The organism is Gordonia marina (assembly GCF_052036135.1).
Taxonomy (GTDB): domain Bacteria; phylum Actinomycetota; class Actinomycetes; order Mycobacteriales; family Mycobacteriaceae; genus Gordonia.
In genome coordinates this window covers 53,598-80,064 of the sequence record NZ_JBPSDN010000007.1, presented here as the reverse complement: position 1 = coordinate 80,064, position 26,467 = coordinate 53,598, and the positions used below count along the sequence as shown (strand labels likewise).

Below are 26,467 nucleotides of genomic sequence, written 5' to 3'. Positions count from 1 at the left end.
GGGGTGCGGCGGCGCCCCCCCCCGACGGCGAGCAGCGACGACCGGCCCACACGGGGTCCGAGAGTGGACAGTTGACGTGCCATGGGAGATTCCTCTCGAGAGCACCACCGGGCCGCCCGCGCGGGGCGACGAGGCCCGGCGATCGGACACGACCGGATGGACCCGGCGGACTCGCGAACGAGCCGGCCGTGGCCTCGGCGGCGGTGAAAAGGGGGTTCGGTTCAGATCAGGCGCACACGGCCGGGCGACGACGGATCGCGTCGCCCGGCTGCTGACTGTTTCCCTCGGGCATCGCTCACCTCCGACGAGTCGGCCGGCGCCGGGAGGAGACGGCCGCCCGATGCGGCCCGCGGATGCCCCTCCACGTTCGACCTTCGGCACTTCGCGGCGTGAACCCTCTCGGGTAGCCAATCGGGAACCACCCTTAATCCGGATGGCTCTGTCCTGACCCGGAGCGTCTCTCGACGGTTGGGGTCGCTGGCTTGTGTCCGCGAAGGAGCCTCAGCTAACGATTGGCACCTTGCATGGTCCAAAATGGCACCGATCCCGCGATCGCGCAAGTCGGCGCCGACGGCCCGCCGTCCCGGTGCCTGCGGGAACAGACAAACGGAACACATCCGCCGTCGTGCCGGCGGCGTCGCCGCGGTGAAATCTCGGCCGTTCCCCTGCGCCCCACCGACCTGCGCGTCAAGCTGACACGGCAGGACATCGATAGATCGGCGACGCTGCCGCGGCGCCGCGCACTGGGAGGCCAGATGTCAGAAGAGAAGTTCACCGCCGCCGTCGTCACGCGGCTCGGCGCACCGCTGGAGATCACCGAGATCGAACGGCCAGTACCGGGTCCGGGCCAGGCCCTGGTCAAGCTGGAGACGTCCGGGGTGTGCCACACCGACCTCCACGCCGCGCAGGGCGACTGGCCGGTCAAACCGTCGCCACCGTTCGTGCCCGGCCACGAGGGCTACGGCACGGTGGTGGCCGTCGGACCGGGCGTCACCGAACTTCACGTCGGCGACAAGGTCGGCAACGCCTGGCTCTGGTCGGCGTGCGGCCACTGTGAGTACTGCCGTTCCGGCTGGGAGACGCTGTGCGAGTCGCAGGTCAACGGCGGTTACGGTATCGACGGCTCGTTCGGCGAGTACATGTTGGTCGACGAGCGGTTCGCGGCGCGGATCCCGGACGGCTGCGACCCGGTCGAGGTGGCGCCGATCCTCTGCGCCGGCGTCACCGTCTACAAGGGCCTGAAGATGTCCGACGTCCGCCCCGGCCAGTGGATGGTGATCTCCGGCGTCGGCGGCCTCGGCCACGTCGCCATCCAGTACGCCCGGGCGATGGGCATGCGGGTCGCCGCCGTCGACGTGCACGACGACAAACTCGATCTGGCCCGCGAACTCGGCGCCGAGGTGACTGCCAACGCGGCGACCCAGGACCCGGTCGCGGTGATCCAGGAGCAGACCGGCGGCGCTCACGGCGTGCTCGTCACCGCGGTCAGCCCGCCCGCGTTCGCCCAGGCGATCGGCATGGCGCGCCGCCGCGGCACCATCGTCCTGGTCGGACTCCCGCCCGGCGACTTCCCCACCCCGATCTTCGACGTGGTGCTCAAGGCGCTCACCATCCGCGGCTCGATCGTGGGCACCCGGCAGGACATGGTCGAGGCCCTGGACTTCTACGCCCGCGGCCTGATCAAGCCGACCGTCGCCACCGCCCGCCTGGAGGACATCAACGGCGTCTTCGAGCGACTGGAGAACGGCGACATCGAGGGCCGGATCGTCATCGACTACCGGTGATCGCGACACCGTCGTATCTGTCGGTCGGCGACCAACAGATACGACGATGTCGGGACGGTTGACAGCCGCCGCCTGGAGAAGCGAGAAGCGCCGTTACTTCGCGGCGGCGTCGACGACGGTCAGCGTCGTCAGGTCGCTGACGTAGCGACCGCCCTTGATGTCTCCCGGAACGACGAGCCGGGGCCGGGATAGTTCCTTGCCGTCCTCCGTGTAGGCGACCAGGACCGGAGTCGCGCCGAAGCTCGCGTCGAACTCACCCCACGACACCACGGCCTGATAGCCGTCGGCACCGGTCGCGAGCACCGCGAGCCGCAGATCCGGGTTCTTCGCCGCCGGGTCGGTCGTGGGCTGCGCACCGGCCAGGACATCGCTGAGCAGCGGTCCGACGAAGGTGTGCTCCTGCTCGCCCTTGCTGCTGCCGAACTTGACCGACTCGGTCCGGGCCGGCAGCTTCTTCAGGTCGCCGATGGTCAGCGTCTCGGGCTTGGCGACCGCTCCGTCGATGCGCAGCGATCCGGCGGGCACCGGCGCCACACTCGCGGCTGAAATCGACGGAGATGCCGAGTGCTCGCTGTCGTTGCCGCAGGCTGCGACGCCGAAGGTCAGAGCGCCGGTGGTGGCGACGATGCCGATCCAGCGGGCGGGCACGGAGAGACGCATGGTTCACCTATCGAGATCGGGACCGGGCCCCTGGCGGAGTCGGACGACACGCCGACTGCCGGAGTCGACGCCGGTCCGAGCGTAGACGTTCGCCGCGGCCCACGTGCGGCTTCGCGCGACGGTCTCGTCCTCCCCGGGATGTCGTACCTCCGGCATACCTTCACGAGAGCACGGACTCGGACAGCGGGAGGGACTCATGACGACCTATCGACAGCACCGGCACCGGTCCGATGGCGGTGGCGACTTTCCGGTCGCTCCGCACTCGTGCCGAGCGTGCGGAAAGGTGGCCTTTCCCTCGCGTAAGCTCGCGCGGCGGGCTGCGCGTGCACGCGACCTGCACGGTCTCGCGACCTATCGCTGCCCGGTCGGCAGCGGTGTGCACCTCGGGCACCAGCCGATGGTCGTGCGCCGCGGCCAGGTCAGCGCGTCGGCGTACACCACCGGTGTGCACCCCCATCGACGACGCGGCGTCAGCGCCGGGGTGCGAACCCGGTTCACCGACTGCTGCCCACCCGAAGTCCTCACCGCGATCGGCATCGAGATGTCGAAAGCCCTCGCCGTCTGGCACGACGAGCACGGTCGGGGCCCCACCTGGCGCGAGGCGCTCGGTCCGTTCCGCGATCGGCCGGAGAGCCCGGTCGCCCGGCTGTTCGACGTCCCCGAAGGCCGCAACCCGGACAGCTGGAAGGATCAGGCCACCAGATCGTTGATGGAGACCCTTCGTGACCGTGGCTGGATCACCTTCGACGGACGGCCCCACTCACTGCGACCCGGGGCGCTCGGCGAGATTCCGGCGCCGCGATGATCTCGTCCGCACCGGTGCGCACACCGGACGAGCGCACCGACACGCCGCTCAGAAGGCCAGCGGTCGGTACGCCAGCGCCTTGTCCACCACTTGCTCCGGCGTGAGGGGCGCGGGATGCCAGAACATGTAGTCGCTGATCTGCGGATCGGAGACCGCGTCCTGCACGCGCTGCAGGAGCGCTTCACCCGCCGCCTCCGTGTCGGCGGGCTCGGGATTCATCACCCGGCGCACCAGCTCGATCAGTTCCTCCCGGGACATGCCGAACGGCCCGACGGTGCCCATCCGCGCCCTCCGATGTCCTCGCCGCTACCAGTCCAGGCCGAGGTCGAGGACCGTGACCGAATGGGTCAGCGCCCCGACCGCGAGGTAGTCGACGCCGGTGCGGGCGTAGTCCATCGCCATGTCGAGGGTCAGCCCTCCGGACGATTCCAGCTTGGTCGACGGCGCCCGCTTGTCGCGGCGCTGCACGGCCATCTGGGTCTCCCAGGGCTCGAAGTTGTCGAGCAGGATCAGCGCGGGTTCCAGCGCGAGGACCTCGTCGAACTGGGCCAGCGAGTCGACCTCGACCTCCACCGGCACGTCCGGGGCGTACGCGCGCACGGCCTGCAACGCCGCGGCGACGCCACCCGCGGCGACCACATGGTTGTCCTTGATCAGCGCGGCATCGCCCAGACCCATCCGGTGGTTGACGCCGCCACCGGCGCGGACGGCGTACTTCTGCAGAAAGCGCAGGCCCGGCAGGGTCTTGCGGGAGTCGCGGATCTGCGCGGAGGTGCCCTCGACGGCGGCCACCCACTGCGCGGTGGCCGTCGCGATACCCGACAGATGGCAGAGCAGATTCAGCGCGGTGCGCTCGGCCGTCAGCAACGACGCGGCCGGCGCGCGAACACCGAGCACCACGTCACCGGGCGCCACCGGAGAGCCGTCGCCGCGCTCGGAGGTCACCACGTAGTTGGCCGAGCCGATCACCAGGTCGAACACGGCCCGCACCACGGGAACGCCCGCGATCACGCCGTGCGCACGACTCACGATGCGCGCGTCCGCCACGGTGTCGGCGGGCACCGTGGCCAGCGTCGTGACGTCGGGCCCGTAGCGCAGATCCTCGTCGAGCGCGGTGGCGATCAGCGCCACCAGCTCCTCGGTGACCTCGAAGTCGAGCGTGCCGGCGGCGCTCGCCTGCCCGATGAACGCCTCGCTCACTCGCCGCCGCCCGGGTTACCGATCGCGATCATCCGCTCCACCGACTGACGCGCCCGCTGCGCGACGTCCGGCGCCACGAAGACCTCGTCGCGGCCCTCGGTGAGGCACCGCAGCAGAGCGGCCGGGGTGATCATCTTCATGTACGGGCACGCCGCGCGCGAGTTGACCGGCTGGAAGTCGACGTCCGGCGCCGCCTTGCGCAGCTGGTGCAGCATCCCGACCTCGGTCGCGACCAGCACCTGCTTGGCGTGGGTGGCCCGCGCGGCGTCGATCATGCCGCCGGTGGACAGGATGTGCACCTTCTCCGCCGGCACCGCCCCCTCTCCGGCCAGGTAGAGCGCGGACGTCGCGCACCCGCATTCGGGGTGGATGAACAGGTCGGCGTCTGGGTGACCCTCGCTCTGCGCGGTCAGCTCGTCGCCGTTGATGCCGGCGTGCACGTGGCACTCACCGGCCCAGATCTGCATGTTGTCACGCCCCAGCGTGCGCTTGACGTGCGCGCCCAGGAACTGATCCGGCAGGAACAGCACCTCCCGGCCGGGATCGATCGACGCGACCACGTCGACGGCGTTCGACGACGTGCAGCAGATGTCGGTCAGGCCCTTCACCTCGGCGGTGGTGTTCACGTACGACACCACCAGCGCCTCCGGGAACTCAGCCTTCCAGGCGCGCAGTTCGTCGGCGGTGATCGAGTCGGCGAGCGAGCAGCCGGCCCGCTCGTCCGGGATCAGTACCCGCTTCTCCGGCGAGAGGATCTTGGCGGTCTCGGCCATGAAGTGGACGCCGCAGAAGACGATCTCGTCGGCGTCGACCTCGGCGGCGATCCGCGACAGCGCCAGCGAATCACCGCAGTGATCGGCGATGTCCTGGATGGCCGGGAGCTGATAGTTGTGCGCGAGGATCACGGCGTTGCGGGCCTTCGCCAGCCGCTTGATCTCGTCGGCCCACTCCGGTGTCGCCTCGACGCCCCCGTAGGCGGGCGGAATCCCGGTGCGCGGGTCGGGCATGCCCAGGTCGGTCTCGGTCCGGGTGATCACATTCGTGGTCATGGCTACCAGCCTCCATCGCTGCTCCCCCGGCGGCGGGCTGGCCCCGGGGAGGGTTTTCGACCATTGGTCGAAAACTGTCCTGCTCATCGTAACACCGGGTCGGCGCGGCTCATTCCCGGTCGCGTCGCACCTTAGACTCACACCCATGGCGACCCCCACTCCGATCGAGGTGCTCAGCGCGGTCTTCCAGGTGCGCGAACCCGGCTCGGGCCGGCCGGTCCTGTGCGTCCTGCTGCACCGTGACGACACCGACGACGCGCCCTGGGCACTCCCCGGCGGCGACCTCGGCGACCGGGAGACGCTGGCCGCCTCCGCCCGGCGGCACCTCGTCGCCCAGTGTGGACTCACCCGCGTCGCCCACCTGGAGCAGCTGTCGATGCTGTCCGATCCCGACCGGGTACCCGGGGTGCGGACCATCGCCTCGACATACCTCGGTCTGGTCCCCCGCGACGTGCCGGCCGACCCGAGCGGCGTGGACGTGAACCCGGCCGGGCCGGTCACCGCCGGATGGTTCGACGTCGATGAACTCCCGTCGCTCGCCTACGACCACGCCGACGTGGTCGCCCTGGCGCGCGGACGACTCGCCGCGAAACTGTCGTACACCAATCTGGCCTTCGCGCTGGCCCCGGAACGCTTCGCGATGTCCGAGCTGTCCGAGATCTACGGCGCCGCGCTGGGCTATCACGTCGACGCGACCAACCTGCTGCGCGTGCTGTCGCGGCGCGGTGTGGTGGTCGCGACCGGCACCGTCGGGCGGACCGGCCGCAGCGGAGGACGGCCGCCGGCGCTCTACACGTTCGCCGACGACGCGCTGGTGGTGACCGACGAGTTCGCGACGCTGCGCCCACCGCCGTAGCGGTCCTCGTCGGGCAGTTCGGTGCGCCGGGAGATCGCGCGGTCGGTGGACGCGGCGGCGCACACGAAGTAGCCGAGCACGGCGAAACCCGTGGCGCAGACGACCAGCAGCCACGGCACGGCGAGGCCGCCGAACGTCGCGTCGGGCATCCACAGTTTCCCGACGATCCGGTAGGTCCCCGGATGGTGGACGTCGATCCCGGGGAACCGCTGTTCGCCGATCCCCTGGGCCACCGCCATCGCGATCCCGCCGGAGACCGTCGCCAGCAGTGCCGCGTAGCCCAGTCCGGCCGGTCCCCGGGTCTCGCGCAGCGCGATCCAGACGGTCACGCCGCAGATCGCGCCCAGTCCGAACGCCAGGAACACGAAGACGGCGACCGCGCCGAAGGTCTTCGCGGTGTCGGCCGCGGTGAAGTCGAGGCTGCCGTCCGCGGTCAGGGTCACCTCGCCGTACGGCGTGATGAACGCCCACAGCACGCCCGCCAGCGCACCGAGCACCAGCAGCGCGACGGCCGTGATCAGCGCGGTCGGATCGAACGACGACGTCCGTGTGGCCTGCGGCAGCGGCGCGGTCACCGGCGCCCCAGCTCCACCGAGTCGACGACGCCGTGGCGCGAGCAGCGCGCGTCCCAGCCGTCCGGGCGCACCTGCACCACCATGCGGCGGCCGCACTGACCGCAGAACCGGGGCGGTTCCAGCCCCAGCTGCGCGGCCCGCGGGATCGCGTCGGGCGCCTGTAATTCCAGTTCCAGGCCGGTGTACACGCCGTACTTCAGCGGCTCGTCCAATGGTCGCGCCACGGCGGTCATCAGATCTCCTTCTCGCATACGCATGACGCTACGCGTGTGGTCTCGACTCCGCTCGACCAGCATGACCACCACGACGATCGAGCGAAGCCGAGATCACCCACACCACCAGGGAAACGGTCTCGACTCCGCTCGACCAGCATGGCTCCGCTCACCCGACCAGCATGGCTCCGCTCACCCGACCTACAGGGTGTCGTTCAGGACCTTGATGGGCATGCTCAGGTCGTCGAGGAGGTCGAGGTCGTCCTCGGCGGGGCGGCCGAGGGTGGTCAGGTAGTTGCCGACGATGACCGCGTTGATCCCGCCGAGGATGCCCTGCTTGGCGCCGAGGTCGCCGAGGGTGATCTCCCGGCCGCCGGCGAACCGCAGGATGGTCCGCGGCAGCGCGAGGCGGAACGCGGCCACCGACTTGAGCGCCTCCGAGGCGGGCAGCACGTCCAGGTCGCCGAACGGGGTGCCGGGGCGCGGGTTGAGGAAGTTGAGCGGCACCTCGTCGGGGTCGAGCGTGGCGAGTTCGGCGGCGAACTCGGCGCGCTGCTCGACGGTCTCCCCCATGCCGAGGATGCCGCCGCAGCACACCTCCATGCCGGCTTCGCGAACCATCGTCAGGGTGTCCCAGCGCTCGTCGTACGTGTGCGTGGTGACGACGTTCGGGAAGTGGCTGCGCGCGGTCTCCAGGTTGTGGTTGTAGCGGTGCACACCCATTGCGGCGAGCTCGTCGACCTGCTCCTGGGTGAGCATGCCGAGGCTGCACGCGATCTGGATGTCGACCTCGTTGCGGATGGCCTCGATACCGGCGGCGACCTGCGTCATCAGCCGCTTGTCCGGGCCGCGGACGGCGGCGACGATGCAGAACTCGGTGGCACCGGTCTTGGCGGTCTGCTTGGCGGCCTCCACCAGCGACGGGATGTCGATCCACGCGCTGCGGACCGGCGATGCGAACAGGCCGGACTGGCTGCAGAAGTGGCAGTCCTCCGGGCAGCCGCCGGTCTTCAGCGAGATGATGCCCTCGACCTCCACCTCGGGGCCGCAGTGGCGCATGCGGACGTCGTGCGCCAGCTGCAGCAGTTCGGTGAGCCGGTCTTCGCCGAGACGCAACACCTCGACGATCTGCTCGTAGCGCAGCCCCTCGCCGCGCTCGAGGACCTGCTCGCGGGCGACGGCGAGGATGTCGGCGGTCTCGCCGGGGGCCACCGGGGCTTCGGTGGTGGTCATGGGATCTCCTTCTGATGGGATGTGTCGGCCCCGGACACGGGGCTCCAGCACGGTCGGCTGACCCAGGACGGCGCGGCCGCCTGGAAGTCGTCGGGATCGAGACGGCCGGCGCCGGACGGGACGACGGCCACGATGTCGGTGCCGCACAGCCGCGGCAGGTCGTCGGCATTGCAGGTCATCGCCAGATCCGGTGCGGCCGGCCACGATCCGATCACCAGTCCGGCCACCTCGCAGTCCGCGGCGCGCAGCGCGTCGACGGTGAGCTCGGAGTGGTTCAGGGTGCCGAGACCGGGATCGGTCACGACGACCACCGGCGCGTCCAGCGCGCGGGCGACGTCGAGCAGGGTCAGGTCGGGCGCCAGGCGCACCAGGATGCCGCCCGCGCCCTCGACCAGCACCAGGTCGGCCTCGCGGCGCAGATGCTCGACGGTCTCGCACACCTCGTCGAGCCGCAGATACGGCAGTCCGGCGCGGCGGGCGGCGGTCTCCGGGGCGAGCGGCTCGGGATAGCGCGCGATCTCGGCGGTCGGCAGGTCCCCGGCCAGCGCGGTGACGACGGCGAGGTCGCCGTCCTCCCCCGGGGCGACACCGGTCTGCGCCGGTTTGCACACCGCGACGCGCAGGCCGTCGGCGGCCGCGGCCGCGGCGAGGGCGGCCACGGTGATGGTCTTGCCGACGTCGGTGGAGGTGCCGGTGACGACCAGCACGTCGCCGGGACGTGGGTGTTCGGCCGGACTGGTGGTCGTTTCGACACGGCCGAGCCCCGGGGGGCTCGTCCGGCTCAACGGGCTATCAGGGCTGTCAGGACTCGTCCGGCGGGATGGGCTGTGAGGACTCGTCCGGCGGGATGGGCTGTCAGGGCTCGTCCGGCTCAACGAGCTAAGGGGGCTCGTCCGGCGGGGCGGGCTGTCGGGGCTCGGTCGGCGGGGCGGGCTCGACGGGCTGTGGGAGGTCATCGCGCACCCACGTGGGTCAGGGCATCGTCGACGATGCGGGCGACGGCGGCGAGGGTCTGCTCGTCCAGGTCGGCCCGGACGGTGACGCGCAGCCGCGAGGTGCCGGCGGGCACCGACGGTGGCCGGAAGCAGCCGACGAGCAGGCCGCGGTCCCGGCAGTAGCCGGCCGCGGTGACCGCCGCGACCGGGTCGCCGACGATCAGCGACACCACGGCCGAGGCGGGTTCGGCCGCACCGACGGCCGCCGCGAACGACGCCGCCGAACGCCGGAGCCGTTCCGGCAGTTCCGGATCCGCGCGGAGCAGGCCGAGCGCCGCGTGGGCCGCACCCACCGCCGCCGGGTTGAGCCCGGTGTCGAAGATGAACGTCCGTGCCCGGTCGATGAGGTGCGAGCGCAGCGCCGCCGGACCGGCGACGATCCCGCCCTGCGCACCGAGCGACTTGGACGCCACCGTGGTCACCACCAGGCCGGGCGCGCCGGCCAGCCCGCATTCGGCGACGACGCCCCGTCCGCCGGGCCCGCGGACGCCGAGCGCGTGTGCCTCGTCGACCAGCAGCGTGGCGCCGAATTCACTTGCGGCACCGTACAACTCGGCGATCGGCGCGCGCTCGCCGTCGATGCTGTAGATCGAGTCGGTCACCACCAGTGCCCGTTTCTCGGTGCGCGCAGCCAGTTCCCGCGCGGCGGCGGCGGCATCGCCGCGCTCGACGACGACCACCCGCGCCCGGGACAGCCGGCAGCCGTCGATCAGCGAGGCGTGGGTGCCGGTGTCACTGACGATCAGGTCGCCGCGGCCGGCCAGCGCGGTGATCGCTCCGATGTTGGCGAGGTATCCGGAGGAGAAGACGAGGGCCGCCTGCACGCCGAGGAAGTCGGCGAGGTCGTCCTCGAAGTCGAGGTGTGCCTGCGTGGTGCCGACGACCAGCCGCGACGACGTCGACCCGCCGCCCCAGGTGCCGGCCGCCCGCTGCGCGGCGGCGATCACCGCCGGATGCATCGAGAGGCCGAGGTAGTCGTTCGAGGCCAGATTCACCTCGCTCGCGCCGGCCTGGCGGGCGACCGGCGCGCGGTGCAGCCCGGCGCGCTCGATCGCGGCGGCCTCCTCGGTGAGCCAGGCGAGCGGGTCGGCGTGGACGGTGGCGGTCATGCGGAGATCTCGACTTCGCTCGATCGGCATGGCCGCGCGGCCACACTGGCCCGGGCGGCGGCCACCATGCCCGCGGCGATCGCGTCCACCTCGTCCGGGGTGCAGATGTACGGCGGCATCGCGTAGATCAGGTTCCGGAACGGCCGCAGCCAGATCCCGTGCGCCACCGCCGCATCGGTGGCGGCGACCATGTCGACGTCCTCGTCGAGTTCGATCACACCGATGGCCCCCAGGGTGCGGATCTCGGTGACGCCGGGGACCTCGTCGAGCACGGCCAGCCCGGCGGCGAGCCGCTCCGAGATCATCGCGACCGCGGTGCGCCACGAACCGTCGGCGAGCAGGTCGAGCGAGGCGTTCGCGATCGCGCAGGCCAGCGGATTGCCCATGAAGGTGGGCCCGTGCGCCAGGCCGCCGGCCTCGCCCGCGCTGATCACGCCGGCCACGGTGTCGGTGGTCAGCGTCGCGGCGAGCGTCAGGTATCCGCCGGTCAGCGCCTTGCCGAGGCAGAGGATGTCCGGGCTGATCCCGGCGTGGCCGACGGCGAACAGCTCGCCGGTGCGGCCGAAGCCGGTGGCGATCTCGTCGCAGATCAGCAGCACGTCGTGCGCATCGCAGAGCCGGCGCAGATCGGCGATCAGCCGCGGATCGTGAAAGCGCATGCCGCCGGCACCCTGCACCACGGGTTCGACGATCACCGCAGCCAGCTCCCGGCCGTGGCGGGCGAGGGCGGCGTCGAGCATGTCGGTGTACGCCGGGTCGTAGTCGCGCGGCGGCGCGTCGACGAAGACCTGCTCGGCCAGGACGCCCCGCCACATCGCGTGCATACCGCCCTCGGGGTCGCAGACGCTCATCGGGGCAAAGGTGTCGCCGTGGTAGCCGCCGCGCCAGGTCAGCAGGCGGCGCTTGCCGGGCCGGCCGAGGCTGCGCTGGTACTGGATCGCCATCTTGACCGCGACCTCGACGCCGACCGAGCCGGAATCGGCGAAGAAGACCTTGGTCAGCGGTGCGGGTGTCATGTCCACCAGCCGGGCGGCGAGCGTCACGGCCGGTTCGTGGGTGAGGCCGCCGAACATCACGTGCGCCATCGCGCCGAGCTGCGCCGTCGCGGCGGCGTCGAGCATCGGATTCCGATAGCCGTGCACCGCGGCCCACCAGGAACTCATGCCGTCGATCAGCTCGGTGCCGTCGGCCAGGGTGAGCCGGACGCCACGCGCCGAGGCGACCACGCGGGGCGCCGTGGTCGACGGGAAGCCGCCGTACGGATGCCAGACGTGCGCGGCGTCGAGCCGCGAGACCTCCGCCGTATCCACCGCTCGCCTCCTCTCCACACCGTGACCCGTGCGACATCACAACTCCTGAACACTGTACAGGTGGCCCTGTACGCCGTACAGGACGAGGCCGTGTCTCCCAAGTCTTCTCCGAAGGCATCGGTGGATCCGCTGGGCGGCTGGCAAGGCAGAGGAGGGAGGCATAGCGACGCTATGCCGACCGACGACAACGCCGCCAGGCGTTCAGCGGGCCGCCGAGGACCGGAGCGAGACTTGGGAGACATGGCCTAGTGTCGTCGGCGTGGGCAATACGCGGACGGACATCCTGGCGGCGGCCCGCGGCATCCTGGCCGAGCACAGCCTGGCGGATCTGACCATGCGCCGCCTGGCCACCGAGGTCGGGGTCCGGCCCAACGCCCTGTACTGGCACTTCCCCAACAAGCAGTCGATGCTCGCCGCACTGGCCGACGACCTGCTGGCGGCGGTGCCCGTCCCCGATCACCTGCCCTGGGATGCGGCGCTGCGCGAGACGACCCGCGGCATGCGCGCCGCGCTGCTCGCCGTGCCGGACAGCGCCGAGGTGGTGTCCTCGGCGTGGGCGTCGGGACTGTCCGGCAGCGATCTGGCCGGACGACTCGCCGGACTCGCCGCCACCGGCGGCCTCAGCGAGACCGCCGCGCACGGTGTCGCGACCGCCCTGTGCCAGCTGACCATCGGCCTCACCATCGAGGAGCAGACCCGGGCCCAGATGGAGCGGCTCGGTGTCACCGGACCGTCCGGCCGGAACTACGACGCCGAGTTCACCGCCGCCCTCGGCGTGATCCTCGACGGCGCCCGCGCCGCGCTCGCCGCCGTCTGACCATCGCCGCCGCAGACGCGCCGCGGCGGTCCCGGGTGACGGTACGATTTGTGAGCCTTGGCCACCGCGGTGCCGAGCCCACGACAGGACACCGATGAGCGACATCCCGATCGAGCCGATCGCGACCTACCGGGTGCAGCTGACCCCGGAGTTCGCGTTCGCCGAGGTCGTCGGGATCCTCGATCAGCTGGCCGACCTCGGCATCTCCCATCTGTATCTCTCACCGATCCTCGGCGCCATGCCCGGCTCCACCCACGGCTACGACTGGACGCCGCCGACCCAGATCTCCGCAGAGCTGGGCGGTATCGACGGCTTCCGGCTGCTGCGCGCGCACGCCCGCGCGGTCGGCATCGGCCTGATCATCGACATCGTGCCCAATCACGTCGGTATCGCCGTCCCCGCACGGAACGCCTGGTGGGCCGACGTCCTGCGCTTCGGCATGGAGTCGCGGTACGCCGGGTACTTCGATCTGCACCCGGCCTCGACGGACGGCGTCGACGGCCGCATCCTCCTCCCCTTCCTCGGTGCCGGACAGGACCTCGAGGAGTTGCGGCTCGACGACGACGGCAACCTCCGCCTGCACGACTGGGTACTGCCCACCGCCCCGGACACCGCCGCGCCGGGCGACGACCCGGTCGAGGTCCTGGGCAGGCAGCATTACCGACTGGTCGCGGCCACCTCTCCGCTGCTGAGCTATCGCCGCTTCCTCGACATCGGCGAGCTCGCGGCCCTGCGTGTCGAGGCTCCGGAGGTCTTCGAGGCGACGCACGGCTGGCTGCGCTATCTGGCGAACGAGGACCTGATCGACGGCGTCCGCGTGGATCACCTCGACGGTCTGCGCGATCCGCTCGGTTACACCACCGCGCTGCGCGAGATCCTCGGGCCGCACCGGCTGATCTACGTGGAGAAGGGACTGGCCGTCGACGAACAGCTCGACGACGCGCTCCCGATCGACGGCACCACCGGGTACGACCAGCTCCAGCTGATCGAGGCGGCCTTCACCTCCCCACCGGGGATCATCGAACTCGACGAGATCTTCCGCTGGATCACCGGCCTGCCCGGCGACGGCGACCAGCTCGCGGCCCAGGCACGCGCACTCCGGGATTCGACGATGCGCACCGTCTTCGCCACCCGGCTGCGCTGGGCCAGCGCCGCGGTCGCCGAGGCCACCCCGTCGGTCCCGCTCTTCCAGATCGAGCAGGCGGTCGCCGCCTTCGTCGTCGCCCTCACCGTCAGCCGGCCGGACTATCCGCAGTTACTGCCCCGGGTGCTGGCGACCATCGAGGCGGCGCGCAGCGAACTCCCCACCGCGAGCGTAGGACTCGACTCGGTCGCCGCGGTCTTCCTCGCACCCGACGAGTACCCCGAGGCCGTGTTCCGGGTCAGCGAGCTGGCCACCGCGGTGGCCGCGAAAGCCATCGAGGACGTCGGTTTCCACCGGACGGCGCGGCTGATCTCCACTCAGGAACTCGGCTGCAATCCGCGAGTGCCGACCATCAGCCCGGTGGCCTTCCACGAGCGCAACCGGGTGCGCGCCCGGACCTGGCCGCTCGCGCTGACCACCGTCTCCACGCACGACACCAAGCGCAGCGGCGACGCCCGCGCTCGCATCGCGCTGATCGCACAGGTTCCGCAGCGCTGGAACCTCCTGGTCCACCGCATCTGGCAGGAGGCTCCCCCACCGCACCCGCGCACCGCGTATCTGCTGCTGCAGAACGTGATCGGCGTCTGGCCCGACGACGGATCTCCCGACGCCGACCTCCGGGAACGCCTGGCCCGGTACGCGACCCGTGCGATGCGCGACGCCGCCCTCATCACCTCGTGGCCGGCGCCGAACGACGACGCCGAGGAGCAGACCCAGACCTGGCTCGCCGCCGTGCTCACCGGCACCCCCGCCGCGCTGATCTCCGAGTTCGTCGGGCTCATCCACGGCCCCGGCCGCTGCGAAGCGCTCGCCCGCACCGCGGTCGCCCTGCTCGGCCCCGGCGTGCCCGACGTGTACCAGGGCTCGCAGTGGTGGGATCACTCCCTCACCGATCCGGACAACCGCCGGCCGGTCGACTACACCCAGCCGGCCGACCACCAGAAGTTCACCCTGATCACCGAGGCGCTGGCCGTCCGGCGGCGGTACCCCGAGGCGTTCGGCACCTGCGGCGAGTACCGCGAGGTGACCGCCCGCGGCGCACGCGCCGGCCACATCCTGGCCTTCGCCCGCGGACCGGCCGATCGGGCGCCGCAGGTCGTGGTGGTCACCGAACGGTTCAGTCAGACCTTCCGTCCCGGCCCCGACCGCGAAGAGGCGGCCGTCGATCTGCCGCCCGGCCGGTGGCGCGACGTCCGCACCGGCGTCGTGCAGACCGGACGGACCCGGGCCGATCGGCTTCTCGGGGACCGGCCCGTCGCCATCCTGGAAGCCACCGACGACTAGTGTCGCGTGTGTTCTGACCCGGCGGACGCTGAGCCGCCGGGCTCGCGACGTCAGCCGACCGGCTGCGGCGCGGGCGTCTGCCCGGCGGGCGGTGTCGTATCACCGGCCGGCGGCGTGGCGGTCGGCACCATCGAGGATCCGCCGTCGGCGCCGGCGGTGACGCCCTCTTCCGAGGCCATCTTGCCGACCAGCCACTTGCCGTCCTTCTTGACGAGGTCGATCTCGAACAGGACCGCCTGCTTGCCGCCGGCGGGCGCGGTCGCACTGGTGCCCGACAGGGTCATGCCGACGATGGCCGTCGCCGAATCAGCGGTGAATTGCTGGACGGACGTCGAGGTCACCTCCACCGTCATATTGGCGAACTTGCCCTCCTTGACGAACTGCACGGTCGACTTGGAGTCGTTCTCCACACGTGCGCGCGCCTCGCCGGTCGTCAACGGCTTGATCTTGGCCTGGATCTGCTCGGGCGTGGCATTCGGGGCCATCATCGTCTCGAAGTAGGTCTTCACGAACGACGATGCCGCCGCCTTCGAATCACCGAACGCGCTCAACGTCCGGCTCTTCTCCACGTACTGCCAGCTCAGCAGGCCGATCGCGACCAGCGCACAGATCACCAGCAGTCCGATACCCGCACGGACCAGGCTGCGCGCGGTGACGGTGAACTCGCGCCCACCCGCCGGCGCTCCGGCCGCCTCGGCTTCGCGGGCGGCCCGCTTGGCCTCGATCTTGCTCCGCGCGGCCGCCTTCGGCGCCGCCTCGTCCGGCTCCACCGCGTCGTCGGTGGTCTCGGTCACCGCGGTGTCATCCGAACGGCCGGCGTCGTCCACTGCGGCGGCGTCCGGCGCGGCATGATCTGCGTCCGTGACGCCGCCGGTGGAATCGTCGGGACTCGGCCCGCCGGGGTTCTGCTCGTCAGGGCTCTGCTCGGAGGTCATGCGTCCTTCACTTCAAGGGGACTGTGCGGCTGTTGGGATCGTAGCCGGGCGGTGGGCCCGCGGTGTCGTCACCCTTCGGGCGCGGCGCGTTGACGCTGCCCCGCCGCTGCTGGTTCTGATCCTCGGTGACGCAGTACAGGTTGGTCGGCACCGACGCCGCCATGATCACCGTCGGCCGGGTCGGGGTCACCGCGTAGTCGCAGTACGGCCGCGGGTAGATCGAGGCCATCGCCCACCAGGCGCCGTCGTGGAACATCTTCTGCGCCTGCGCGGAGCCGTCGCGGATCGACGGCAGCAGAACGGCGAGGGTCGGGGCCCGCAGTGCGCCCTGCTGGGCGACCGACAGGAATTGGCCGAGCACGTCGGTGATCGGGTCGGTGATGGTGTCGAGCGACCCGGTCAGGCTGGTGATGCGGCCGGGACCGGTGCCGAGCAGCGTGCGCAGTTCCCGGTCGGAGGCCACCGCCGCGTTGATCAGGCCGGCACCGCCGTCGATCAGGCGGCTGAGATCGGGCTGGATGTCCGCGGTGGTCTTCAGGATGGTGCCGGCGTCCTGGATCAGCTTGGTGGTCTGCGGCATCACCTTGTAGAGCTGCGCGAAGATGGTGCCGCCGGACTGGAAGATCGACTTGAGCTGGTTCGGCTGATCGTCGTTGAGCGCGAGCGTCAGCTCTTGCAGCGCACCGCTGAGCTTCTCGGTGTCGACCTGGCTGATCAGATCGAGGCTCGATTCGAGCACGGTGGAGAACGGCACGGTCACCGCGGTCTGGCCCGGCTCGATCACGTCGCCGTTCTTCAGGAACGGGCCGTCGTCGGTGGTCGGGACGATGTCGACGTACTGTTCACCGGCCGCCGAGAGGCCCAGCGCGGAGAACTTGGCGTTGCGGTTGATCTTGTGGTCGCTCCGCAGCCGCAGCTTCACGTCGACCGTCCGCGGGGTCACCTGGATGCTGTCCACGTCGCCGATCTCGACGCCGCGCAGGGTCACCTTGGAGGTCTCCTGCAAGCCGCCGGAGATCGGGAACTTGACCATCACGTCGTAGGTGCTCTGCCACGGCCGCCAGTTGAGCGAGACGAACGCCAGGTAGGCCAGGCCGAGCACCATCACCACGGCGAGCGCGATGTTGCCCAGCAGGATCGAGTTCTTGCGCAGGAAGGCCGTCATCTAGTTCGCCCCCATCTGTCCGGTCAGCCGGGCCAGCACGATCGTCAGGGTCTGCTGGAGGCTCTGCAGTCCGCCCTGGAGGTCTTGCAATTCGGGGAACCGGGACCGCGAGTCGAAGCCGACGCCCGGGGTGAGCCAGTACAGTTTGGCCGCGACCGCAGCGGCGCTGCCCGGCGTGGAACCCTTCCACTTCGGGTTCAGCTCGAAGAGCCGCTGCATCAGCGGGGTGAGCTGCGGTGCCGTCTGGTTGAGGGCGATCGCCGCCTCGTTGAGGTGTCCCAGGAGTTCGATCAGGTCGCTCTGCCGGGTGTTCAGGAAGTTCGCGGTCGCCGCGGTGACGGTGTTCGACTTGTCCAGGGTGTCCAGGATCAGGCCGAGCTCGTCGTTGACGGTGGCGATCGCCGGCGGCAGCTTGTTGACGGCCGCGGTGATCTGATTGCGGCCGTCGGCGAGTTCCCCGGTCAGCTTCTGGGTGTTCGCCATCGCCGTGTCGACCTCGGCGGAGTTCTTGTTGAACTTGGTGATCGCCGTGGTGAAGCCGTTGATGGCCCCCTGCAGCTCCACGTACTTGTCCTGTCCGGACAGCGCCGTGCTCAGTTCGGTGAAGATGTTCTGCAGCGCGCTGACCGAACCGGAGTCGACCTGCGCGGTCATGCTGATGAGCAGATCCTCGACGGTGGCCGCCGCGGACGTCTCACCGCTCAGCGTCTGGCCCGGGCTCATCATGCCCTTGTCGGCGTTGCGCGGCGGATTCAGTGCGACGAACACGTCACCCAGCGGGGTCGCCTGCCGCAGCTCCGCGCCGGTGCCGACGGGCAGCTTGGTGGTGTCGGAGATGTCCATGGTGACCTCGGCCTGGTAGTTCTTCGCCACGATGCCGGTCACCTCCCCCACATCCGTGCCGTTGAGCCGGACCTTGGCCTGGCTCGGCAGGTTGAGCGCGTTGTCGAAGACGGCCTTGAGCTGATACGTCGAACCCAGACCGCCGGGCGACGGCAGCGGGATCTGCTCGACGGTGATGCCGGGCAGCGAACTGCAGGCGGTGAGGCTCACCGCCGTCAGCACCGCGACGGCGCCGAGCGCGGCCTTCTTGATCCTGTTCATCGCTTACTCAACTCCAACAGTCCGGAGAAGACGCCCAGGTCGGGTCCGAAGTCGTTCAGCTTTCCGGTGCGGCAGCCGTTCTTGCGGAGGTTGATCGCCTCGCAGAACCGGGACAGCATCTCGTTGTCGATCAGCGACTTGTCGAGCAGCACCTGGGCGCGCCAGGCCCCCTGCTCGGCGGAGACCGAGTTCGAGAGGTTCTGGAACAGCAGCGGCCCCATGTCCACGGTGTCGACCAGCTCGCGCGAGTAGTCCGACAGGTTCGAGGCCAGCGACGCCAGCTGGGTGAACGCCGATCCCATGGTGCCCTTGTTGTCCTGCAGGAACGCCGAGGTGTTGGCCAGCGTCTGGTTGACGTTCGCCAGCGTGGCGTCCAGGCCGGGGCTCTGTTCGCCGAGCATCTCCGAGACCTGCGTGACCGAGTTGGAGAAGGCCAGCATCTTCGGATAGTTCGCGGTCAGCGCGCTCGACAGCTCACCGATGTTCTTGATGATCGAGCCGATCGCGTCGGCGTTGCCCGCGCCGAGCCGTGCCGCCTTCTCCAGCGCGGTCAGCGCGTTGCGGAGGCGTTCACCGTTGCCGTCGGCGATCCCCGAGGCGATATCGACCAGGTCGGCGATCGGCTTGTCCCCGTCGGGTGTGCCCTTGAGATTCTCCACCAGCGAGTCGATCGAGTCGAAGAGCGTGCCGATCTCCACCGGCGCCGCGGTGTGCGCCACCGTGCCGCCGGCCGGGATCTTGGCGCCGCCGGTGTACGCCGGGGTTAGCTCGATGTGGCGGGTGGTGACGATGGAGGTGTTGACGATCGCCGCGGTCGCGTCCTGCGGGATCGAGATGTTCGAGTCGACGGCCATCTCCACCTTGACCCGGGTGCCCTGCGGCTCGAGCTTGGTGATGCGGCCGACCGGCATGCCGAGCACGGCGACGTCGTTGCCCGGGTACAGGCCGGCGGCGCTGGTGAAGTAGGCGGTGTAGGTCTGCGCCGCGCCGACCGCCGTCTTCCAGCCGGCCGGGACCAGCGAGCAGCCGCTCAGCCCGAGGGCGGCGGCGGTCGTGACCGCGACCGCGGCCATTCCGCGCCGGAATCCGTGCTTCTTCATCGTCAGCATCCGTCCACCACCCGGGCCAGGCAGAGCCAGTTGTCGGGGAAGATGCCCCACGGCAGGTAGTCGTTCGCGTACGGGCCGTCGCCGGTGAGGTTGGTGATGGCGCGCGCGGTCACCGGCAGGATGTCGAGCATCTTGCGGAGGTTGTCACGGTTCTTCTCCAGTCCCTGCGAGATCGTGTTCAGATTCGCCATCAGCGGGGCGAACTGGCCCTGGTTCTGTTCGGCGAGGACCTGCGACTGCGTCATCAGGTCGGCCAGGCCGTCGAGCAGCCGGGTGACGAGTTGCTCGCGCGCCTGGATCTTGCCGGCCAGCTGAGCGCCCTGTCCGACGATGATCGACAGCTGCGTCTGGCTGCCGGTCACCTGATCGGTCACGTTCTGGGTGTCCTTGATCAGCTGGTTGATCTGGTCGCTGCGATTGTTGATCACCGCCGACATCCGGGTGAGGGCGTCGAGCGTGGGCGCCGCGATCTCCGGCACCCCCTTGAGCTGCGTGTTCAATCCGGCGAGCGATGCGGCGAGGCTCTTGTCGTCGATTCCGGCGAGGATCGGCACCCCGGCCTCGAGGGTCTTCTGCAGGTCGTACGGCACCTCGGTGTGCGGGATGACGTCGTTCTTGGCGGGATGGTCGCCCGACCCCTGGTCGACCTCCACGAACCGCTGGCCGAGCAGGGTCGACAGCTTGATGGTCGCGGTGCCCTGGTCGGTCACCTTGACGTCGTTGTCGACGCGCATGGTGACCTTGACGTGGTCGCCGACCAGTTCGGTACCGGTCACCTCACCCTTGTCGATACCGGCGACGCGGACCTTGTCACCGGAGCGGATGCCGCCGGCGTTGGTGAAGTTCGCGGTGTAGTTGTGCTTGCCGATGCCGAGGCTGCTGAAGCCCACCACCGCGACCAGGATCAGGATCAGGACCACGGAGCCGATCAGGCCGTACCAGAGGAGGCGGCGGGCGCCCCAGGACTGCGCGAGACGCTTCTTCATCGGCACACCACCGAGTGATTGGAGCCGCCGATCTGGGTCAGCAGGCCGGGCGGAAGGAGGACGTTGCCGATCGAGATGTCGAGTTCGCAGGCGTAGATGTTCAGGTAGGCGCCCTGGCTCATCACCATCGGGAAGTGCACCAGGAAGTCCGGCAGCACGACGGCTGCCCGGTCGAGGGTGGCACCGCTGCGGATGAGCGTGGTGGTGGCGCTGCGGGCCGCGGAACCCGCCGAGGCCAGCGCGTCCTGACTCTGGCCGATCACGTCGCCGAAGCCGGCGGCGGTGCGGCCGATCAGATCGACCGACTTGCCGAACGCGGCGGAGTTGCTGTTGAGGCCCTCCACCAGTTTCGCGGTGTTGTCGATCAGCACCTTCACCTGATCGCCCTGCTGAGCGAGGTCGCGCATCACCAGGGAGAGGTTGTTGATGATGGCGCCGAGGACCTCGTCGCGGTTGGCCATGTCGTTCGCGACGGTGCCGATCTGGGTGATCGTGTTGGTCAGCGAGATCTTGTCGCCCACCTGGAAGGTGTTGATCAGGCTCATCGTGAGGCCGTTCACCTGGTCGGGAGTGAGCGTGTCGAAGACGGGCTGGAAACCGGCGAGCAGGCGGGTGACGTCGAACGAGTCGACGCCGTCGAGCTTGAGCGAGCTGCCCTTCGGCAACTGCTTGCCGGGGACCCCACCGTCCAGGCTCAGCGCCAGGTAACGCTGGCCGATCAGGTTCTGGTAGCGGATCGCGGCCTGCGTGTTGTCGTACACGTTCTGGCTGTTCAGCACGTCGAAGCCGACCTTGGCGCGGCCGTTCTCCAGCTTGATCGACTCGACGCGGCCGACTCGCACGCCCGCCATGCGCACGTCGTCGCCGACCGCGAGGCCGGAGGCGTCGTTGAAAGTGGTGTGGTACTCGCCGGTGGGGCCGTCGAGCGTCCGTTCCAGCGTCGACCAGATCAGATAGGTCATGAACAGCGCCACCAGGGCGAAGGCCGTGAAACCGATGAGCGGTTTGCGGATGCTCGATACCGGCTGGCTCACTTGTCTCCTCCCTGCGGGGTGACACCCTGGACCAGCGGCCCGAGCATCAGGGTGTCCGCCGCGGTGGGCTTACGGCCCAGTGCCGCACCCAGCGTCTGGCCGTCGTGCCCGGTGGTGACCCGCTTCGACACGGTGCGGCGCTGCAGGCCCTCGGCCGGATAGATGGCCAGCGGACCGGAGCTGGTCGGCCCGGTGCCGGTGCCCGGTCCGACGCATCCGGGACCGCGGAGCTGGCCGTACTTGCCGCCGTTGTAGACCGGGCAGTTCTGCCGCGTGTACATCTCGAACGGGCTGAAACTGATGCCGAGGTTCAGCTGCACCTTGCCGTTGGTGCCGGTGAACACGCCGAGCACGCGGCCGGCGAGGACGTACAGCTCGTGCACCGCCTCGGGCATCGCCTGCGGATCGGCCATCGTGGCGCCGAGCATGGTGTTCAGGTCGCCGACGATCCGTTCGCCGCCGTCGCCGTTCTTGGCGAACAGCGATTGCGTCTGATCGAGCAGGCCCTGTCCGGCCGACAGCAGCGCGGTCAGGTCTCGCTGCTTCTCGGCGATCGTCATGGCCGGGATCACCGACTTGCCGAGGGTGTCGAGCAGCTTCGGGGCCGACTGCGAGATGCCGGTGACCGCGGCGTTGAAGTTGGCGAAACCCGACGGTGCCCCCGCCGGGAACTGCGCGTTGATCTGCTGGAAGTAGGTGTCGAGGACCGGCAGGAAGGTCTTGAACGTCGCGCCGCCGCCGTGCAGGGCGTCGGCGATGGTGCCGAGCACCATGCCGAGGTCCTCGGCGGGCACGGCCTGCAGCAGATGCCGCAGATCGTTCTGGGCGTCCTGCAGGCGGATGGTGTCGGCGTCGGTCGCCGCCTTGATGGTGGCGCCGCTGTGCAGCCGCTGCGACGACGGGTTGGCCGGCTGGATCAGCTCCACCGAGTTCACGCCGAACAGGTTGGCCGGGACGGTGCGGGCCTCCGTGTTGAGGGGGATGCCCTTCGCCTGTGCCGGCAGCAGATCGATGCTGACGTCTTTGAGCGGGCCGGCGTCGCCGTCGTTGACCACGGACACGCTGCGGACCGCGCCGACGATGAAGCCGTTGTAGCGGACGTCGGCACCGTTGATCAGGCCGTCGCCGACGTCGGTCATCTGCGCGGTGACGCGCGTGACGCTGTCGAACTTGCCCTCGTAGCGCATCATCAGCAGCACGAAGACCACTGCGGCGACGGCCAGGAAGGCGACGCCACGCCAGAAGTACTGCGCGACCGAGGGGTCGCGGCCGCCGGTATCGACTCTCACCATGGTCAGTTACCCCGAGATCTGGATTCCGGCGGTGGTGCCCCAGAACACCAGCGTCAGAATCAGGTTGGCGAAGACGATCGTGATGATCGACAGACGGATCGCGTGGCCGGCCGCCACGCCCACTCCCTCCGGGCCGCCGGAGGCGAAGTACCCGTAGTAGCACTGGATGAAGGTCGTGAGCAGCACGAAGACCACGACCTTGAGGAAGGAGAAGAGCACGTCCGTGGACAGCATGAACTGCTGGAAGTAGTGGACGTAGGTGCCGGCACCCTGACCGCTCTGCACCTGGAAGATCAGCTGGGAGGCGATGTAGTTGGCCGCGAGCGCCACCGCGTACAGCGGGACGATGGACAGCACGGCGGCGGTCATCCGGGTGGTGACCAGATACGGCAGCGGGCGGATGGCGATGGCCTCGAGCGCGTCGATCTCCTCGCTGATCCGCATGGAACCGAGCTGCGCGGTGAAGCGGCAGCCGGACTGGGCGGCGAAGGCGGTGGCCGCCAGCAGCGGGGCGATCTCGCGGGTGGTCGCGAACGCCGACAGCGCGCCGGTCAGCGGTTCCATGCCGAGCAGGTTCAGGGCGGTGTAGCCCTCGATGCCGACCGTGGCGCCGCCCATCACACCGAGGATCACCATGACGCCGACGGTGCCGCCGCCGACCACGATGGCGCCGTTGCCCCAGGCGACGTCGGACAGCAGCCGCCAGACCTCCTTCTGGTAGTGCCGGAAGGTGATCGGCGCGAGGCCGATGGACTTGATCAGGAAGGTGATCAGGTGGCCCATCGAGACGATGCCGTCGCGCGGGATCTCCCAGAGCTTCTTCAGCCATTCGAAGGGCCGCAGGATCGGCGCGGTATAGCGGGATGCGGTCACGTCACACCACCTTCGCCGGAACGACGAGCGCGAACACCTGGGTCAGCACCACGTTGACGGTGAACAGCAGGATCACCGAATTGACGACGGCCGCGTTGACCGAGTTGGCCACACCGGACGGGCCACCGCTGGTGGTGAGACCGCGGTCGCAGGCGACGATCGCCACGATCGCGCCGAAGATCACGGCTTTGACCAGCGCGAAGATCAGGTCGGGCGTGCCGGCGAACGACGCGAACGTGCCCGTGTAGCTGCCCGGTGTCCCGCCCTGGAAGTAGACGTTGAACAGGTAGCCGGTGATGAAGCCGACGAAGCAGACGAAGCCGCAGAGCAGGAAGCTGACCACCATGGTCGCCAGCAGGCGCGGCGAGATGAGGCGTTCGACCGGGTTGACGCCCATCACCTTCATGGCGTCGATCTCGTCGCGGATGGTGCGCGAGCCGAGGTCGGCCGCGATGGCCGAGCCGATGGCGCCGGCCATGATGAGCGCGGTGACCAGCGGGGCGCCCTGCCGGATCACGCCGAGGCCGGTCGCGGCGCCGGCGAACGACGTCGCACCGATCTGGCCGGCGATGTTGGACACCTGGATCGAGACGATCACACCGATCGGGATGGCGACCAGCAGCGTCGGGAACACCGACGTCGAGGCCATGAACCCGCACTGGCGGACGAACTCGGCGAACGGGAAGCGGCCCTTCGCGAGGTCGGTGATGAGGACCTTGAAGACCTCGACGAACATCGCGAGCTGGCGGCCGAAGGTCTCGAACGACTTGGTGATGTGCTCGCGCCACCACTTGCCGAAGCCGGTGTCCGAGAACCGGCGGCGACTCCGGGCGAGCGGTACGCCCGCATCGGCTGCGTCTGTGCTCACTCCCCTGCCTTCACGATCGTCGCTGCGGCCTCACACCCCCGTTAGCGGATGACCTGACCCGTGAGTAGGGATACTACAGCCTGAGAAAATCATTTGTGTCAGGGGTCACGATATTTGCCGAGTGTGTCCTAAGCGACCCTCGGTCCGCTCCGCTAAACTACGCCGGACGTGCGATAAGCCTGGTTACGCCGCCGGCCGGGCGATGTCGCACGAGCGATCCGGCGTGTCGCCGACGGCCCCTTTCGGCATCCGCGGCGCTCGTCGCGAACGATTCAGCCGGGCACATCCGAGGCACTCGCCGATGACGCGGATGTGCCCCGGCGCCGCCGATGCGGGGCCGGGCGTCGCGGCTCACCGCGCCGATCAGGTGAGGTAGTCGTAGGCGGGGGTGCCCGGTTCCAGCAGCTCGACGTCGAGGCGGGAGTGCGCCATCCGGTCCATCAGCGCACCGAACGACTCCCGGCTGCCGAGTTCCACGCCGACCAGCGCGGCGCCGGTCTCCCGGTTGTTGCGCTTGACGTATTCAAAGAGGGTGATGTCGTCGTCGGGGCCGAGGACGTCGTCGAGGAAGCGGCGCAACGCACCCGGCTCCTGCGGGAAGTTGACCAGGAAGTAGTGCTTCAGTCCACGGTGCACCAGTGAGCGCTCGATGATCTCGCCGTAGCGCGACACGTCGTTGTTGCCACCGGAGACCAGCACGACCACCGACGCACCGGCCGGCAGGTCCAGTTCGGCGAGCGCGGTGGCGGTCAGCGCACCGGCGGGTTCGGCGATGATGCCCTCGTTCTGGTACAGCTCCAGCATCGTCGAGCAGATCGCGCCCTCGTCGACATGGGTCACGGTGACACTGCCCGGCGCGAGGTCGATCTGATCGCGGGAGATCACCGGAACCTGGGGGTCGTCGGTGATGGTGGCGAAGACCGGGTGGTCGACGACGCGGGCGCCGGCCTGTGCCATCACCCGGTGTCCGAGGCCGCCGATCCGCTTGACCGCGGCACCGTCGACGAACGGGTCGATGTCGTCGAGCGTGTACGGCTCCCCCGCCACCAGCGCGGCGGCCAGCGAGACGGCCCCGGCGGGCTCGACGCCGACGATCGCGGTGTCCGGGCACGTCGCCCGCAGGTAGGTCACGATGCCGGCCAGGCAGCCACCGCCGCCGACCGGCAGGATCACCACGTCGGGGGCGGTACCGAGTTGCTCGACGATCTCCTTGCCGATAGTGCCCTGACCGGCCGCGGTCCGGGCGTCGTCGAAGGCGTGGATCCAGGTGGCGCCGGTGCGCAGCACGTCGGTCTGGGCGGCGGAGGCGGCGGCGTCGTACGTGTCGCCGACGGCGAGCAGTTCCACGAACTCTCGGCCGTGCCAGGAGATCCGGTCACGCTTCTGCTTCGGCGTCGTGGTCGGGACGTAGATGCGGCCCTTCACACCCATCGTGCGACACGCGTACGCGACGCCCTGGGCATGGTTTCCGGCGCTCGCGGCGACGACACCCGCAGACAGTTCCTCCGGCGTCAGCTGCGCCATCACGTTGTACGCGCCGCGAATCTTATAGCTCCGGACGGTCTGCAGATCCTCCCGCTTGAGGCGCACCTGCGTGCCGGTGGCCTCGGAGAGGCGCGGGCAGGTTTCGAGGGGCGTGCGGGCGACGACGCCGTCGAGCCGGTCGGCGGCGGCTTCGATGCTGGCCCGGTTCAGGCCAGGTACGACCGCGTCGTCGGGGGTGGAGACGTCAGAAGTGGGTGCGGTGGTCACGACCACCATCGTCCCACCGCGCCGCCAGTGCGGCGCGCTCGCCCCACCAGACCAGCAGCAGCGCGGACGCGCTCGTCCACATCGCGGTGGCGCCGGACCCACCGGCGGCCAGAACGACCACCAGCACCAGACCCGCGACCGCGAGCGCGTGCAGCTTGTACAGCGGCCACGAGACGCCGAACACCTCTGCCGCGGGCACGGCGTGCCGAATCCGCGTTGCGGGCTGGGTGACAGTGTGGTTCAGCGTGGTCACAACTTCAGGATAGCACCAACCGGAGAGATATTGTTCGGGTGACCGAATTCATGGGTGCGGTAC

26 protein-coding genes and 1 riboswitch are annotated in these 26,467 nt (G+C 69.9%); of the genes, 5 read left to right on the top strand and 21 right to left on the bottom strand.

Going from position 1 to position 26,467, the window contains the following annotated elements; translation table 11 throughout:
- Window positions 1-352: 352 nt before the first annotated feature.
- Window positions 353-520, bottom strand: a riboswitch (M-box (ykoK) riboswitch).
- 235 nt (window positions 521-755) lie between these two features.
- Window positions 756-1,784: an alcohol dehydrogenase AdhP gene (adhP, locus tag ACSEEN_RS06045; RefSeq protein ID WP_440712631.1), complete on the top strand. Its 1,029-nt coding sequence runs from the start codon at window positions 756-758 to the stop codon at window positions 1,782-1,784.
- Window positions 1,785-1,877: 93 nt separating this feature from the next.
- On the opposite strand, the gene ACSEEN_RS06040 is transcribed toward adhP, so the two are convergent.
- The gene (locus ACSEEN_RS06040) at window positions 1,878-2,444 is read right to left on the bottom strand and encodes a molybdopterin-dependent oxidoreductase (protein ID WP_440712630.1); all 567 of its coding nucleotides are present in this window, start codon (window positions 2,442-2,444) and stop codon (window positions 1,878-1,880) included.
- 283 nt (window positions 2,445-2,727) lie between these two features.
- Here ACSEEN_RS06040 and ACSEEN_RS06035 point away from each other — a divergent pair, with 283 nt between their 5' ends.
- Window positions 2,728-3,249, top strand: coding sequence for a hypothetical protein (locus ACSEEN_RS06035; RefSeq protein WP_440712629.1), 522 nt, complete (start codon window positions 2,728-2,730; stop codon window positions 3,247-3,249).
- A gap of 48 nt (window positions 3,250-3,297) precedes the next feature.
- Here the strand turns inward: ACSEEN_RS06035 and ACSEEN_RS06030 are convergent, their stop codons facing one another.
- The 3 genes from ACSEEN_RS06030 to nadA are packed head-to-tail and all read right to left on the bottom strand — an operon-like array spanning window position 3,298 to window position 5,456.
- On the bottom strand, window positions 3,298-3,531 hold the full coding sequence (locus tag ACSEEN_RS06030; RefSeq protein WP_440712628.1) for a bacteriocin immunity protein: 234 nt from the start codon (window positions 3,529-3,531) through the stop codon (window positions 3,298-3,300).
- Between the two features lie 24 nt (window positions 3,532-3,555).
- The gene (nadC, locus tag ACSEEN_RS06025) at window positions 3,556-4,449 is read right to left on the bottom strand and encodes a carboxylating nicotinate-nucleotide diphosphorylase (protein WP_298445626.1); all 894 of its coding nucleotides are present in this window, start codon (window positions 4,447-4,449) and stop codon (window positions 3,556-3,558) included.
- A complete protein-coding gene (gene nadA, locus ACSEEN_RS06020) occupies window positions 4,446-5,456 on the bottom strand; it encodes a quinolinate synthase NadA (protein WP_371308672.1) in 1,011 nt (336 codons plus the stop codon). Before nadA ends, nadC begins: the two co-directional genes overlap by 4 nt.
- A gap of 187 nt (window positions 5,457-5,643) precedes the next feature.
- Between nadA and ACSEEN_RS06015 the strand changes: the two genes are divergently transcribed.
- A complete protein-coding gene (locus tag ACSEEN_RS06015) occupies window positions 5,644-6,354 on the top strand; it encodes an NUDIX hydrolase (RefSeq protein ID WP_440712627.1) in 711 nt (236 codons plus the stop codon).
- On the opposite strand, the gene ACSEEN_RS06010 is transcribed toward ACSEEN_RS06015, so the two are convergent.
- The 6 genes from ACSEEN_RS06010 to ACSEEN_RS05985 form a co-directional block, all read right to left on the bottom strand.
- Window positions 6,288-6,929 (bottom strand): DUF2567 domain-containing protein, encoded by a 642-nt coding sequence (locus ACSEEN_RS06010; RefSeq protein ID WP_298445629.1) that lies wholly within the window; start codon window positions 6,927-6,929, stop codon window positions 6,288-6,290. The genes ACSEEN_RS06015 and ACSEEN_RS06010 overlap by 67 nt on opposite strands.
- Complete coding sequence (gene bsaP, locus ACSEEN_RS06005) at window positions 6,926-7,162, bottom strand: biotin synthase auxiliary protein BsaP (RefSeq protein WP_247863987.1); 237 nt, start codon at window positions 7,160-7,162, stop codon at window positions 6,926-6,928. Before bsaP ends, ACSEEN_RS06010 begins: the two co-directional genes overlap by 4 nt.
- A gap of 180 nt (window positions 7,163-7,342) precedes the next feature.
- Entirely contained in the window at window positions 7,343-8,374 is a 1,032-nt protein-coding gene (gene bioB / locus ACSEEN_RS06000; RefSeq protein ID WP_247863988.1) for a biotin synthase BioB, read from the bottom strand.
- Entirely contained in the window at window positions 8,371-9,081 is a 711-nt protein-coding gene (gene bioD / locus ACSEEN_RS05995; protein ID WP_247863989.1) for a dethiobiotin synthase, read from the bottom strand. The genes bioB and bioD overlap by 4 nt, the downstream gene beginning before the upstream one ends.
- Window positions 9,082-9,326: 245 nt before the next feature.
- A complete protein-coding gene (locus ACSEEN_RS05990) occupies window positions 9,327-10,478 on the bottom strand; it encodes an 8-amino-7-oxononanoate synthase (protein WP_371308595.1) in 1,152 nt (383 codons plus the stop codon).
- Window positions 10,475-11,788 (bottom strand): adenosylmethionine--8-amino-7-oxononanoate transaminase, encoded by a 1,314-nt coding sequence (locus tag ACSEEN_RS05985; RefSeq protein ID WP_298445637.1) that lies wholly within the window; start codon window positions 11,786-11,788, stop codon window positions 10,475-10,477. Before ACSEEN_RS05985 ends, ACSEEN_RS05990 begins: the two co-directional genes overlap by 4 nt.
- A gap of 259 nt (window positions 11,789-12,047) precedes the next feature.
- Here ACSEEN_RS05985 and ACSEEN_RS05980 point away from each other — a divergent pair, with 259 nt between their 5' ends.
- Window positions 12,048-12,605 carry a TetR/AcrR family transcriptional regulator gene (locus ACSEEN_RS05980; RefSeq protein ID WP_247863992.1) on the top strand — a complete coding sequence of 186 codons (558 nt, stop codon included), beginning with the start codon at window positions 12,048-12,050 and terminating at the stop codon, window positions 12,603-12,605.
- 94 nt (window positions 12,606-12,699) lie between these two features.
- Window positions 12,700-15,033 (top strand): malto-oligosyltrehalose synthase, encoded by a 2,334-nt coding sequence (gene treY / locus ACSEEN_RS05975; protein ID WP_440712626.1) that lies wholly within the window; start codon window positions 12,700-12,702, stop codon window positions 15,031-15,033.
- A 50-nt stretch (window positions 15,034-15,083) separates the two neighbouring features.
- On the opposite strand, the gene ACSEEN_RS05970 is transcribed toward treY, so the two are convergent.
- The 11 genes from ACSEEN_RS05970 to ACSEEN_RS05920 form a co-directional block, all read right to left on the bottom strand.
- Window positions 15,084-15,968, bottom strand: coding sequence for a hypothetical protein (locus ACSEEN_RS05970; protein ID WP_298444589.1), 885 nt, complete (start codon window positions 15,966-15,968; stop codon window positions 15,084-15,086).
- 7 nt (window positions 15,969-15,975) lie between these two features.
- Window positions 15,976-17,133: an MlaD family protein gene (locus ACSEEN_RS05965; protein WP_298444591.1), complete on the bottom strand. Its 1,158-nt coding sequence runs from the start codon at window positions 17,131-17,133 to the stop codon at window positions 15,976-15,978.
- A complete protein-coding gene (locus ACSEEN_RS05960; protein ID WP_247863996.1) occupies window positions 17,134-18,237 on the bottom strand; it encodes an MlaD family protein in 1,104 nt (367 codons plus the stop codon). It abuts the gene before it with no gap.
- Window positions 18,234-19,346, bottom strand: coding sequence for an MCE family protein (locus tag ACSEEN_RS05955; protein WP_371308601.1), 1,113 nt, complete (start codon window positions 19,344-19,346; stop codon window positions 18,234-18,236). The genes ACSEEN_RS05960 and ACSEEN_RS05955 overlap by 4 nt, the downstream gene beginning before the upstream one ends.
- Window positions 19,340-20,332: an MCE family protein gene (locus ACSEEN_RS05950; protein ID WP_371308602.1), complete on the bottom strand. Its 993-nt coding sequence runs from the start codon at window positions 20,330-20,332 to the stop codon at window positions 19,340-19,342. Before ACSEEN_RS05950 ends, ACSEEN_RS05955 begins: the two co-directional genes overlap by 7 nt.
- Complete coding sequence (locus tag ACSEEN_RS05945; RefSeq protein ID WP_298444594.1) at window positions 20,329-21,366, bottom strand: MCE family protein; 1,038 nt, start codon at window positions 21,364-21,366, stop codon at window positions 20,329-20,331. Before ACSEEN_RS05945 ends, ACSEEN_RS05950 begins: the two co-directional genes overlap by 4 nt.
- Complete coding sequence (locus tag ACSEEN_RS05940; protein ID WP_247868042.1) at window positions 21,363-22,655, bottom strand: MCE family protein; 1,293 nt, start codon at window positions 22,653-22,655, stop codon at window positions 21,363-21,365. The genes ACSEEN_RS05945 and ACSEEN_RS05940 overlap by 4 nt, the downstream gene beginning before the upstream one ends.
- A gap of 9 nt (window positions 22,656-22,664) precedes the next feature.
- Window positions 22,665-23,531, bottom strand: a complete 867-nt coding sequence (locus ACSEEN_RS05935; protein WP_247864000.1) for an ABC transporter permease — start codon at window positions 23,529-23,531, stop codon at window positions 22,665-22,667.
- Window position 23,532: 1 nt separating this feature from the next.
- Window positions 23,533-24,399 (bottom strand): MlaE family ABC transporter permease, encoded by an 867-nt coding sequence (locus tag ACSEEN_RS05930; protein WP_371308603.1) that lies wholly within the window; start codon window positions 24,397-24,399, stop codon window positions 23,533-23,535.
- Between the two features lie 363 nt (window positions 24,400-24,762).
- Window positions 24,763-26,160: a threonine ammonia-lyase IlvA gene (gene ilvA / locus ACSEEN_RS05925; protein ID WP_247864001.1), complete on the bottom strand. Its 1,398-nt coding sequence runs from the start codon at window positions 26,158-26,160 to the stop codon at window positions 24,763-24,765.
- Window positions 26,129-26,404: a hypothetical protein gene (locus ACSEEN_RS05920; RefSeq protein ID WP_247864002.1), complete on the bottom strand. Its 276-nt coding sequence runs from the start codon at window positions 26,402-26,404 to the stop codon at window positions 26,129-26,131. Before ACSEEN_RS05920 ends, ilvA begins: the two co-directional genes overlap by 32 nt.
- Window positions 26,405-26,467 lie beyond the last annotated feature (63 nt).